The following is a 12,504-nucleotide window of genomic DNA, read 5'->3' on the forward strand; positions in this document are numbered from 1 at the left end:
TCTTAATCACTGCTAAGATATTCAATAATCGCTTCCACAAGGTCTTCATTCGTTGCCCTTTCAGGCATGATAGAAACCCTTAGACCTGTGGATTCAACCGCCTTTCTAGTTACAGGACCTATCACAGCAATTTTTACATTTTCTAAAAATTCCATTGCCTCTTCACCTACAATTTCCACAAAATTCTTAAAGGCAGCACCACTTGTAAAGACAGCAACTGTTATCCTTCCTTCTTTAAAAAACCTCTTTATCCTCTTTGCGTGACTCTCTGGCTTTTGAGACCTGTAAGTAACAGGAGCATCAACAAAACCTCCCAAGGCCTTTATCTTTTCCGGTATTACCTCTCTTGCATTCTCTGCTCTTGGAAAGAGGAACCTTAATCCACTGAGGTTTCCTTTATAAATGTCATTCAGGACTTCCATCAGACCCTCAGCCCTGAATTCATCAGGCAGAATGTCCACCCTGAGACCATATCTTTTAAGCTCCTCTTCTGTCTTTGTCCCAACAGCGCATATCTTTATGCCCTTCAAATCCCTGATATCTCTGTTATTTTGAAAAAGCCTTTCCATAAAATATTTTACAGCTGTCTTTGAGGTAAAGATAAGCCATTGATAGCTCTCAAGCCCTTTTATTGATCTATCAAGTTCTGTCCAGTCCTCAGGAGGCAGGATATCTATGGCTGGAAATTCAATTATCTCTGCACCGAGAAATTCCAGCTTCTCATATTGAGATGAATCCCTGCCTGTAAGGAGTATCCTGTGACCGAAAAGAGGTTTTTTTTCATACCATGAAAGGGTTTCTCTAAGTCTCACCACATCTCCTGTTACAAATATAGCGGGTGGTTTTATATCATTCAGTTTAACCATTTCAGGAATTGTCTTTAGTGTTCCAGTATATGTTACCTGGTCCGCCCTTGTACCCCATCTTATAAGTGCAGCTGGTGTATCAGGATCCTTACCATTCTTTATTAGTTCACGAGTGATAAATTCAAGATTTTTTACTGCCATCAAAAAAACCAGTGTGCCGCCGAGCTCTGCTAGAGCCTTCCAGTTTATCTTACTTTCAGGCTTTGTGATATCTTCATTTCCTGTTATTACTGTAAAAAGAGATGAATACTGTCTGTGGGTAAGAGGGATACCTGCATAGGCAGGAACTGCTATTGCTGAGGTTATACCTGGGATAATCTCAAAGGGTATGCCTTCCCGTGCAAGAACCTCTGCTTCCTCTCCGCCTCTTCCAAAGACAAAGGGATCTCCACCTTTTAATCTTACAACAATCTTACCTTCTTTTGCTTTTTCTACAAGAAGCCTGTTTATATCTTCCTGACTAAGTTCATGATGGCCCCCGCGTTTACCAGCATAGACAAATTCAGCTTCTTCTTTTAGATAATTAAGTATCTGGGCATTTATATGAAAATCATAAATAACAACATCAGCCATCTGCAGACACTTCAGTCCCTTTATTGTGAAGAGCCCGATGTCGCCTGGACCTGCTCCAACAATGTAGACCTTACCTTTCATATTTACTGCATGTAAACTTCATCAAGTATCTCCCTTGCGCCTCTTTTCAGAAGATCCTCAGCGAGTGTTATACCTAATCTCTCTGCTTTATCTATTAATTTTTTCTCCAGGCCTGAAGTTTCCTCGGGAAAGCCTGCCTCTTCAGCATGCCCTCTTATTATTTTATCTCCAGGAATAGAACTAACAAGTCCATCCATGACAAGCTTTCCGTTAAAAAATCTTGCATGAGCAGCAATAGGGACCTGACAGCCTCCCTCAAGCCTTTTGAGAAAGGCCCTCTCAGCAATTACTGCTATTGAGGTCTTGTAATCATTTAATGGTCTAACAAGAGAATTTATAAATTCATCATCTATACGACATTCTATTCCAATCGCTCCCTGACCTATTGCTGGAAGGCTTATTTCAACTGGAAGTATCTCCGTTATCCTGTGCTCCCAGCCGAGTCTTTTAATGCCAGCAGCAGCAAGTATCATTGCATCAAACTGACCTTCATCAAGTTTTCTGAAGCGTGTGTCCACATTCCCTCTTAACTGGATTATTTTAAGATCCGGCCTTATACTTAGAATCTGGCATGCCCTTCTCAGACTGCTGGTGCCAACCCTTGCACCATGGGGAAGTTCCTTAAAACTTTTATATCTAAATTTTGAATCCCGAAGGGGACTGATAAAGGCATCCCTGGGATCCTCCCTCTTGCATATGGCAGCAAGGTGAAGTCCCCCGGGCAAGAGTGTTGGTACATCCTTCATGCTGTGTACAGCAAGATCAATCTCTCTGCTGAGAAGTGCATCTTCAATCTCTTTTACGAAGAGACCCTTTCCACCAACCTTTGCAAGAGGTACATCAAGTATCTTATCCCCTGTTGTTTTTATCTTTTTAAGTTCTATCTGAAGGTCTGGGTTTAACTTTAATAATTCATGCCTCACCCATTCAGACTGCCAAAGGGCAAGTTTTGATCCTCTTGTGCCAATAACTATCTTCCTCTTTTTCATCTTAATCCTCTTCTCCATTTAGGGAATAGAGTTTTTTGAGTGTTGCAATAAGAATCTCCCTGTCATCAGAATCACTTTTTAGAGCGGCTGTAGGAGGATGAATCAGCTTATTGACAATCGTGTTCGCAAGCTGAATGACTGCCTGTCTCTGTTTTTCCTCCATTGACGGAAATTTATTGAAGAATTCTTTGAGCTCTGAATCCCTTATCTCTTCAGCCTTTCTTCTGAGTGCCACTATTGTTGGCACCGAATCAAGGGAATTATACCATTTCTGGAATTTTTCCACCTCTTCATTGATTATGTCCTCTGCCTTCTGGGCCTCCTTCTGCCTCAGATGCATATTTGAATCAACAACTCCCTGAAGGTCATCAATATCATAAAGATAGACATTGTCAATCTCATTGATTGCGGGATCAATATTTCTTGGCACAGAGATGTCTATAAGAAAGACAGGTTTATGCCTTCTTTCCTTTGCCACCCTCTGCATCTGTTCCTTTGTTATCACATAATGTGAGGCTCCTGTAGAGCATATGACTATATCTGTATGTACCAGCTCCTTTAAAAAGTCTTCAAATTTTATAGCCCTCCCATTGAATTCCTTTGCTAGCTCACAGCCTCTTTCATATGTCCTGTTTGCTACAGTCACAGACTTCACTCCATTTGATATGAGGTGTCTTGCTGCAAGTTCTGCCATCTCTCCTGCTCCGAGGAGCATAAAGGTTTTTGTCGAAAGGTCCTCAAAGATCTTTTTTGCAAGCTCAACAGCAGCATAGCTCACTGAGACAGCATTTTCAGCAATCCTTGTCTCAGTCCTTACACGCTTTGCTGCTGAGATGGCCTTTTTAACAAGGGTATTGAGAATGAGGCCTGTAGTTTTTCGCTGGAGGGCAAATTCAAAGGCATCCTTTACCTGTCCAAGTATCTGGGGTTCTCCGACAACCATGGAATCAAGACTTGATGCAACCCTCATTAGGTGTCTTACAGCATCCATGCCATTAATTATGTAAAGGCTCTTCCTCAACTGCTCAATATCTACTGAGTGAAATTTAGAGAGAAAATTAATCACTTCCTGAGCTGCGGAATTTTGACCTGAACCCTCTTTTGAATAAAAGTATAGTTCTACCCTGTTACAGGTGGATATTATGAATACCTCCTTTATCAGGGGATGGCTGGAGAGTTCCCTTAGCCCTTCTTCAAGTTTCTGACCATTAAAGGCAAGTTTTTCCCTTATCTCTATTTCAGCAGTTTTATGATTTGTGCCTATTACCGTAATCATAATTTATATTTCAAAGAGGCTCTGTTCCTCTGAAACTGTGATATGTTTTTAACAACAAACTGACTCCAAAGAATGTAAACATCACAAATATAAAGCCAAGTATGGAAAGAAAGGCCGCCCTTCTTCCACGCCATCCTGCAATAAGTCTTGCATGAAGAAGAAGGGCATATATAAACCATGTAATAAGAGACCACGTCTCCTTTGGATCCCATCTCCAGTATGTACCAAATGCCGTCTCAGACCAGATTGCACCTGTAATTATGGCAAGGGTAAGGAGAGGAAAACCGAAGGTGATTAATTTGTAATTTATCTCATCAAGACTCTGAAGGCTGGGAAGTTTTGCAAAGAGACCGGAAGGATGCTTTGATTTCAGATAATATTCCTGTATGAGGTACATGATACCTATTACAAAAGACAGAGCAAAAGCAGCATTCCCGAGGAAGGCAAAAAGGGTATGAACAGGCAGCCAGAAACTTTCAAGTAAGGGATTGAGTGGCCTCAGTTCTCTTGGCAGGAGTGATGAGGAAAGCATTAGAACAAAGACAAGGGGCATTATAAAACATCCAAGAAGCCCGAGCCTGTATCGTGATTCGAGAAAGAAAAAGAGAAGAAGTATTGCCCAGGCATAAAAGGAGGATGCCTCGTGGAGATTTGTAATTGGCAGATAACCTCCTTCAAGATACCTCATAATTATTGAAAGGGTGTGGAAAAGGAATCCACCAATTGCTATATAGGTCACAGGCCTTGATGTTGCCCTTGAACCCATCCAGAGCTCAACAATACTTACTATGGCACCGGCAAAATAGAATGTAAGGGCAATCTCAAATAAAAGTGTTCGCAATCTTCACCTCTATCATTCTAAAAACATCCCAGCTCACAGTTTGTAATTTTGATTCCCATACTATCAGCGGCTCTACCAACCTCTCTGTAGGAAAACCCGAGACTTTCAGCGAGCTCCCTTGCAGCTTTACAGGTTATTCTTTTATTTACAGCTCTCTTTATAAGCTCCTGAGCCAGAATCTCTTTTTGCTGAATCAGGTCTTTTGTTTTTTCAAGCCCATCTTTCATATCTTTTATCTTTATAATTATATCTGCCCTTTTTTTAACCTTTTCTGACGAGGGTTTAGGTGGCCTTTCTTCTCCATCTAAAAATACTACTATATCCGGGTCTAAAAACTCAATCGGACTGTTTCCCTCAATAATGATGCCCCTGTATGTAGAGAGCCTTGTGATTGCGATATCAAGCATTTCAGATAAAGACTCCCTGGGACCCTGCAGCCAGAGAACCTCCTCAGCACCAGCCTCAATATACTTACCTGTATCTTTGTTTTTTTGGGATATTAACTCTTCTGTGTCTATAATAGAAGAGTAAAAACCCGTCTTCGTGTATTTTATAACACCCCAGTTTCCTCCAAGATACTTAAGGAGCTGACTTCCGAAGGTTGTTTTTCCTGCTCCGCTGTAAGAACCTCCTATGAGGATTATAAGGGGCTTCATAAACTGTTATGCGCCATTTTTTAAATAGTAGAAAATTAAAAATGCCTTTCCCCGCCTTCTACAGGTGGCGAGTATTCATCAACTGTTATATAATATCAAAAATGATCAGGATAGCTGTTATAGATGGTCAGGGTGGAGGGATAGGTCATCTCATTGTAAAGAGATTAAGGGAGGAATTTGGCGAGGCTGTAGAGATAATCGCCCTTGGCACAAATTCTACTGCTACAACTCAGATGATGAAGGCAAAGGCAAATAAGGGTGCCACAGGAGAAAATGCCATTATTTATAATTCAAAAAAGGTTGATATTATAATTGGAACCATGAGCATAATTATTGCAAATGGTATGCTTGGAGAATTAACCCCTGCCATGGCAGAAGCAATAGGCTCTTCATCCTGTCCTAAATTTCTTCTCCCTCTGAACCAGGAACAGGTGAATATTGTGGGTATAAAACGAGAGCCTCTTCCCCATCTTGTGGAAGAGCTCATAGGGATACTCAAAGAGCATATTAAGAAGGAGGTATAAGATGTGCGAGGCAAATGCCTATGTTTATGAAGATGGAAAAGAGGTCCTCTTTCTTGAAGGAGTTGATATACTTATACCCGAGGGCGAGAGACTTTTTCTCAGAAATCTCTTTGGTGAACAGAAGACCTTCGAGGGAAGGATCAGGGAGATATCCCTTGTAAAACACAAGATTGTTCTTGAAAGGATACCTAGATAGTAATTAAAAAATCAGATGTCAGCAAGGGAAGATCAGAAACCGGACACCTTTTACTCTGGTACTTTCTGGCGACTTATTGATTCAGGGCCACAGGAACCAGATTTCAACATGGCCCTAGACATCGCCATAACAGAATCTGTATTAAGAGGAGAATTTCCTCCAACTTTGAGGTTTTATTCCTGGATAAGACCATCTGTAAGTCTTGGATACTTCCAGATAATTAAGGATTTATCTGTTGAAAATTGTCAATCCCTCCATATTCCGATTGTTAGAAGACCAACAGGTGGAAGGGCAATCCTCCATGGAAGAGAGTTAACCTACAGTTTTGTCTCTCCTTACCACAGTCTTTTTAAAGCAAATCTTTACGAAACCTATAGACTTATTTCTCTCTGTTTTACCGATGCCTTAATCAGGCTCGGTCTGCCTGCAAGGATCGAGGATAGAAAAAGGGTGAGATACGGACACAATCCACTCTGTTTTCTTTCTACAAACTTTGGAGAGGTTATGCTTGAAAATCATAAGATAATGGGAAGTGCCCAGAGGAGATTCAGAAAGGGTTTTCTACAGCAGGGAAGCATGCCCTATTACATAGAGAGGCATTTATTAAAAAAAATATTTAACAACACTTATCAGCTCTCCTTTCTTGACAGACTCTCAGGACTCTTTGAGCTCCTGGAGAAAGAGGGTAAAGAAACTCCGGATGAAGCTGCGCTTAAAGAAGAGATAATAAGGGCCTTTGAAAGTAGGTTTAACATAAGGTTTAAGATACAGACTCCATCAACAACCGAATTAAAAAGAGCAGAAGAATTAAAAAGATTCCTTGAGGTAAACAAAGGCACAGGATATAACAGAGAGATTAATATAAATCTGAACTATTGACAGCAGAAGCTGGTAAAGAACAAATCCGCCAGGCCCTTTAAATGATGTACCTATAATCCCGAAAATCATAGTAAGAATTATTGCTGCAATGCTCAGTATACTGTAGAAGACAAGGCTTTCAGGTTTTCTTATTATAAACTTAAGAGCACCTTTTAAAGCTTCAAATACTCCTTTTACTGAAGAAGTAATTGATTCATTCAACAAAAGAATACCAGCAGCATATGTGAAGATAGCCATAAAAAGGATCACCATTCCCAGAGAAAGAAGTATCGAAAGAAGATAGAAAAAATTGGTGAAAAATTCTTTAATAAAATCTTCACTAACCGGTGCTGCTGACTTTGTGAGTCCGCTTATGATACCGGCAACAAAAGACAGCACCATTAGTGTAATTAGACCGGTTATTGATAACAGGAGAAATTTTTTAAAAAATCTCTTTCCGTAACTATGAAAAAGAACCCAGGAGTAAACTTCTTTTTTTGCAATATATGACATAAGAACACCCGAGGTGCCAGCTAATGTATATATAAATATAACAGAAGCAATAACAAGGTATATTAAAAGACTGAGCATTATGGTTATGATAAGGGTAAGATAGTCCCGCAACCCAACCTTAAGTATATTTTTTAAAATATCTTTAAACCCTTCTTCCGGAAGATCAAGACCGGATTTTGCAAAGACTATTATTACCGGTGTTCCAACAACAAGGAGAAAAAGAAGAAAGGCGATTACCAGAATTCCGGTCTGAATGAAAAGGAGCTTATAATTTGTGTTAACTGTTGTTATGCCCCTTTTAATTGCTTCCCTGTAATTCACTTTTAGAGTCTATTACCTCCTTTTAAAAAGTAATTTTTTCAGGAATAACATTTTATTATATTATAAAAACTGTCCCTTTCAGCAGGAATCCTTCCTGCCTTTTTTATTAGCTCTACTATCTCCTCAACTGTAAGTGACTGAGGTGTAATAGCACCTGCCTCATGGGAAATCTTCTCTTCCATAACAGTTCCCTCAAAGTCATCAGCTCCCCAGAGAAGGGATATCTGGGCAAGTCTCTCACCAAGCATGACCCAGTAGGCCTTAATATGGTCAAAATTGTCAAGAACAAGCCTGCTTATAGCAATGATTTTTAAGTGATCGATGGCTGAAAGAGGCCTTTCATGCTGAATATAAGGTAGAGGGATAAAGGCCTGAAATCCACCTGTTCTGTCCTGAAGGTCTCTGAGCCTAAGGAGATGGTCTATCCTGTGTTCAGGAGTTTCCCCGTGTCCGTAAAGCATGGTTGCATTTGACCTGATTCCCATTCTGTGGGCAATCTCCATTATCTCCAGCCATCTCTGAGCTGATATCTTCTCAGGGCAGAGAAGATTCCTCACACCTTCATCAAATATTTCTGCTCCTCCTCCTGGCATGATGTCAAGGCCGTTCAATCTCAGAACCTCGAGAACCTTTTCTATAGAAAGTCCGGAAATCTTTGAAAAATGGTCTATTTCTGTTGCTGTGTAAGCCTTTATTTGGAGAAAAGGGAAGGTATTTTTTATCGAAGAGATTATATTTATATAACGCTCAAATTTCCATTCAGGATGGAGCCCTCCGACTATATGGACCTCTCTGAGACCCGGATCCTTGGAAAGATAGAAACTGATCTTTTCAATTATATCTTCAACAGTGAACTCAAAGGCACCTGGCTCACCTCTTGAACGGCTGAAGGCACAGAATCTGCATCTATTTATGCAGAGGTTTGTTGGATTTATGTGTATATTTCTTATAAAAAAGGCATGATTTCTGTTTTTCAATAAAGCCATCCTGCAGGCAAGTTCACCAAGCACAAAAATATCAACTTCAGTATAAAGGCTGAGGGCCTCATCTTTTGAAAGCCTTTTTTTCAGAATCTCTTCTTCTGCTTTATCTTTTTTCATTTCTGCAAACGAAAACATACTGAATTATACCATAGGTGAAGTGTCAGCTCCTCTCATTATACTTTATTTCAAGTATATGTAGCAGAGGTCTGCACATTTCTATCAAAAAAATTCAGTTAAGACCAGTTTTGACTTTACCTTTTTTTTTATGTAGAATTTAAAGTATGATGAGCATATACAGATGGTTAATTCTCTCAGCTTTTTGTTTAACTTTGGCATTATTATATACTTCTACAGGCTTATCATTCTGTTATAAAGAGGCTGGAGCTCACTATAATATAGCTCCAGAACTTCTTAGAGCAATAGCCTTATCAGAAACAGGAGAAGATCCATCTAAAATAGCTTACAACAGTAATGGCTCTATTGATTTTGGACTCATGCAGATAAACTCTTCCTGGATAGATGTGATGGAACTTGATAAAAATGCACTAATTCATGATCCCTGTTACAATGTAATGGTAGGAGCAGCAATCTTAAAATACTGTATTGACAGGTATGGTTATAACTGGGAAGCCATTGGTTGTTATAATGCAAATAGCAGGCCAAAGAGAATCTCTTATTCTTGGAAGATTTACAGAACACTCCTTAAGCTCAAAAAAGACCTCAATACATCAAAGGGAGATAGTAATTAATGAGTCTGCTTGAAGAGCTCCTAAGAAAGGCAGAAAAAAGACCTGAAAGTTCTGATATCCCTCCACAGCTTGAAGGCCTTTTGGCAAGGAAAAATAAGAGGAAAAAGACTATTTCCCTGATCATCTTTTTTAGCTTATTTCCGGGAGTTGTCCTTGTTGTCCTTCTTTTTATTGTTAATCAGCCAGGATTATCTTTGTTCCCCGAGAAGACAGAACCAGAAAGGACTTTGTTAGAGGTTAAAAATCAAAGGCTTGAAATAAAAAAACAAGGTCCAGATAGCCCTGAGTCACTTGCCGGATCAATCGCTACCGACAGCCCACAACAGTATGTAATAAACCAAGGTAGTCAGAATTCACACAATGCTCTATCAGAGCTTAACCCTCATGTTATGAGTAAGCCTGTAGACACGGAAAAAGGTAAAGGAGAATCATTAGCAAAAGAAAAATCTAAATTTAAATCAAACGAAAAAAAGAGTGAGCTCCATTCCATAACTTCAAAAGGACTGATAGCCTCAGCTCAGGAGCCCGAGGCATCTGACAGGAGAGAGCTTCTTTACAGGGCGAACTCCCTTGAACAAAGAGGTGAATATGAAAAGGCCATAGAATATTACGAGCAGATTCTAAAAACAGATCCCTCCGATCACAGGATACTGAATCAGATAGCCTATCTTTATATAAAGCTCAGACTACCTGACAGTGCAATTCATTATGCTCAAAGGATAAGAGAGCTCAGACCCGGTTATGTTCCAGGAATGATAAACCACTCGGTGGCCCTGATCATGAAAGGAGAATATAAAGAGGCTGAAAAAGTGCTTGTCGAGATCATCTCTATTGAGCCGTACAATAAAACAGCCCTTTATAATCTTGCCCTTATTCTTGAAAAGGAAGAAAGGCTTGGGGAAGCAGAGGAGTTTTATAAAAGACTTTCCTCGGCGGGCGATATCAGAGGTAATGAAGGCCTTAAAAGATTAGAGCTAAAGAAATCTCTGGTAGATAAGGGCAAGGATGAGAAGGATAAGGATTGAAAGAAGAATTCCGAGCCTAAGTTTTTTGATCCCTTCAATATTAAGGCTTTCAACAGCTGTTTCAACATGGGTGCTCCGTATCACCCTATCACCCTTAAGCCAGGCACTCATTATTGAGCGTGATGCAATAAGATTTATAAGTCTAGGAGTTCCCTTTGAATACCTATGAATGCTTCTAATGGCTGAATCTCTAAATTCTATACTTCCTTTACCTGCCTTTGTGAGCCTCCAGTTTATATACTGTCTGGTATCTTCAAGGCTCAGAGGCTTGAGCTCAAGTTTTACAGATACTCTCTGATTGAGCTGTCTTAGTTTATGACTTCTGAGTTTTTCCTCCAATTCAGGCTGGCCTATAAGTATTATCTGCAGCAGCTTTTCAGTGTTCGTCTCTATATTGGAAAGCAGTCTCAGCTCTTCAAGACTGTCATCAGGAAGGTCCTGTGCTTCATCGATAAATATGAGCACCGGTCTTTGAGCAGCGGTCTTCTCAAGGAGATAATCTCTCAGTTTTTTTATTGCATCATGTTTGGTCTCTCCTGGGCATTTAACACCCAGGTCTTCAAGTATTGCGATGAAGAGTTCATGGCTGTTTAACTGGGGAGTCAATATAAGGGCAATCTCTGCCTTATCTCGCCAGTCTTCAATAAATTTTCTTATAAGTGTGGTCTTGCCGGTTCCGGGCTCACCGGTAATCACACAGAAGCCTTCTTTCTGCTTTGCAATGTATTCCATACTACCAAGACCTGTTCTGTGGATTTCAGAAGGATAGAAGAACTCCGGGTCTGGAGTAAGTTTGAAGGGATCTTCCTTCAATCCAAAAAAATCAAGATAGGCCATTTTACATCTTCCCCAGGGTAGAGATTATCTCGTATATTGGTCCTATAAGACCTACGACTATGAAGGCGAACATTATACCTATAATTCCGATAACCACCGGTTCTATTAGCTTGCCCAGTCTCTGAGAAATATCATCAAGTTTCTGGAGATAAAAATCGGAAAGGAATTTTAATTGTTCATCCATATTTCCTGTTGTTTCACCAACCCTCAGCATCCTTCCAATAAGAGGTGGGAAGATATCTTCCCTTGCAATTCCATCAGCGATACTCCCACCCGCAATAACCTGTTCCTTTATCCTCGTTATTGCCCTTCTGAAGGGTACACTGTCCATTACCTGAAGTAGCATATCAAAGGTCCTGTCAATGGTGATGCCGGCTACAGTGAGTATCCTGAACTGTTCCGAAAAGAGTGCCAGCAGTTTATTATGAACAATCAATTTTATGATGGGCAACCGAAGAACCATTCTATCTATCATGTACTTTGTATCTTCTCTAAAACTGAGAAGCCTTAATAGAAAATAGATTCCGAGAAATCCCAGGGGCAGGATAAACCAGAACTCCCTAGAGAATTCACTTACCTTCATGAGAATCCTTGTTGTAACTGGAAGGTCAATCCTCAGGTCTTTAAAGACCTGCATTATCTTTGGAAGGACATAGACAAGCCAGAAGAACATAGCACCAAGTGTTGCCATCAGTGCAAAAAAAGGATATATCATTGCTCTCTTTATAGCCTGATTGAGGTCTTCTATCCTTTTAAGATGTTCTGATATTTCTCTCAGACTCAGATCCAGCCTTCCGGTCTCTTCTCCCACCTTAATAAGATTCAGGAAAACGGACGGGAAAATGGCCCTGTGCTGTTCAAGGGCGTCAGAGAAGGTTGAACCAAGCTCTATATTGGAAGTTATAGCCCTCAGTTTCTCTCTGAAAAAAGGATCCTTTTCTGATTCTGTAAGTTCCCTTAATGCTTCTGTTATGGGTATGCCAGCCCGCAGCATTATGGAAAGATTGTTTGAAAATTCAATCAGAGTGCTTCTCTTAATTTTTCTAAGAAGGAATCCCTTAAGGACATTTTCCCTGGCAGAAATCCTTTTTATCCTTAGGACATACAGTCCTGCTGCCTGAAGGCTGTCGAGGGCTGACCTTTCATCCACATGCTCAATTGACGATCTTATTTTCCTTCCATCCCTGTCTATTGCTATATACTGAAATTCAGCCAT

General features: G+C 40.2%; 14 protein-coding genes. 5 read left to right on the plus strand and 9 right to left on the minus strand.

The features are described 5' to 3' along the window. Positions 1-2: 2 nt before the first annotated feature. The 5 genes from cobA to N2257_01235 are packed head-to-tail and all read right to left on the minus strand — an operon-like array spanning position 3 to position 5,282. Positions 3-1,520 carry a uroporphyrinogen-III C-methyltransferase gene (gene cobA, locus N2257_01215; GenBank protein MCX7793017.1) on the minus strand — a complete coding sequence of 506 codons (1,518 nt, stop codon included), beginning with the start codon at positions 1,518-1,520 and terminating at the stop codon, positions 3-5. 2 nt (positions 1,521-1,522) lie between these two features. Then, positions 1,523-2,509, minus strand: a complete 987-nt coding sequence (gene hemC / locus N2257_01220) for a hydroxymethylbilane synthase (protein MCX7793018.1) — start codon at positions 2,507-2,509, stop codon at positions 1,523-1,525. 1 nt (position 2,510) lies between these two features. Continuing rightward, on the minus strand, positions 2,511-3,785 hold the full coding sequence (hemA, locus tag N2257_01225; protein ID MCX7793019.1) for a glutamyl-tRNA reductase: 1,275 nt from the start codon (positions 3,783-3,785) through the stop codon (positions 2,511-2,513). Between the two features lie 10 nt (positions 3,786-3,795). Next, entirely contained in the window at positions 3,796-4,626 is an 831-nt protein-coding gene (gene ccsB / locus N2257_01230; GenBank protein MCX7793020.1) for a c-type cytochrome biogenesis protein CcsB, read from the minus strand. Between the two features lie 17 nt (positions 4,627-4,643). Next, positions 4,644-5,282 carry a hypothetical protein gene (locus tag N2257_01235; protein ID MCX7793021.1) on the minus strand — a complete coding sequence of 213 codons (639 nt, stop codon included), beginning with the start codon at positions 5,280-5,282 and terminating at the stop codon, positions 4,644-4,646. 101 nt (positions 5,283-5,383) lie between these two features. Between N2257_01235 and N2257_01240 the strand changes: the two genes are divergently transcribed. The 3 genes from N2257_01240 to N2257_01250 all read left to right on the plus strand — a co-directional run bounded on the left by N2257_01240 (position 5,384) and on the right by N2257_01250 (position 6,881). Further along, positions 5,384-5,806 (plus strand): DUF3842 family protein, encoded by a 423-nt coding sequence (locus N2257_01240; protein ID MCX7793022.1) that lies wholly within the window; start codon positions 5,384-5,386, stop codon positions 5,804-5,806. Position 5,807: 1 nt separating this feature from the next. After that, the gene (locus tag N2257_01245; GenBank protein ID MCX7793023.1) at positions 5,808-6,002 is read left to right on the plus strand and encodes a CooT family nickel-binding protein; all 195 of its coding nucleotides are present in this window, start codon (positions 5,808-5,810) and stop codon (positions 6,000-6,002) included. Positions 6,003-6,110: 108 nt separating this feature from the next. Further along, a complete protein-coding gene (locus tag N2257_01250; protein ID MCX7793024.1) occupies positions 6,111-6,881 on the plus strand; it encodes a lipoate--protein ligase family protein in 771 nt (256 codons plus the stop codon). On the opposite strand, the gene N2257_01255 is transcribed toward N2257_01250, so the two are convergent. Together N2257_01255 and mqnE are read right to left on the minus strand one after the other, a co-directional pair. Further along, on the minus strand, positions 6,810-7,694 hold the full coding sequence (locus N2257_01255; GenBank protein ID MCX7793025.1) for a hypothetical protein: 885 nt from the start codon (positions 7,692-7,694) through the stop codon (positions 6,810-6,812). The two genes, N2257_01250 and N2257_01255, sit on opposite strands and share 72 nt — an antisense overlap. 38 nt (positions 7,695-7,732) lie before the next feature. Next, positions 7,733-8,812 (minus strand): aminofutalosine synthase MqnE, encoded by a 1,080-nt coding sequence (gene mqnE / locus N2257_01260; protein MCX7793026.1) that lies wholly within the window; start codon positions 8,810-8,812, stop codon positions 7,733-7,735. Positions 8,813-9,006: 194 nt separating this feature from the next. Between mqnE and N2257_01265 the strand changes: the two genes are divergently transcribed. Both N2257_01265 and N2257_01270 read left to right on the plus strand, forming a co-directional pair. Continuing rightward, the gene (locus N2257_01265) at positions 9,007-9,426 is read left to right on the plus strand and encodes a lytic transglycosylase domain-containing protein (GenBank protein MCX7793027.1); all 420 of its coding nucleotides are present in this window, start codon (positions 9,007-9,009) and stop codon (positions 9,424-9,426) included. Next, positions 9,426-10,451 carry a tetratricopeptide repeat protein gene (locus N2257_01270; GenBank protein MCX7793028.1) on the plus strand — a complete coding sequence of 342 codons (1,026 nt, stop codon included), beginning with the start codon at positions 9,426-9,428 and terminating at the stop codon, positions 10,449-10,451. The genes N2257_01265 and N2257_01270 overlap by 1 nt, the downstream gene beginning before the upstream one ends. Here the strand turns inward: N2257_01270 and N2257_01275 are convergent. Beyond that, positions 10,401-11,288: an AAA family ATPase gene (locus N2257_01275; GenBank protein MCX7793029.1), complete on the minus strand. Its 888-nt coding sequence runs from the start codon at positions 11,286-11,288 to the stop codon at positions 10,401-10,403. The genes N2257_01270 and N2257_01275 overlap by 51 nt on opposite strands. 1 nt (position 11,289) lies before the next feature. After that, on the minus strand, positions 11,290-12,504 hold the full coding sequence (locus N2257_01280; protein MCX7793030.1) for a type II secretion system F family protein: 1,215 nt from the start codon (positions 12,502-12,504) through the stop codon (positions 11,290-11,292).

This window comes from Thermodesulfovibrionales bacterium (assembly GCA_026417875.1).
In the GTDB taxonomy this organism is placed as follows: domain Bacteria; phylum Nitrospirota; class Thermodesulfovibrionia; order Thermodesulfovibrionales; family CALJEL01; genus CALJEL01.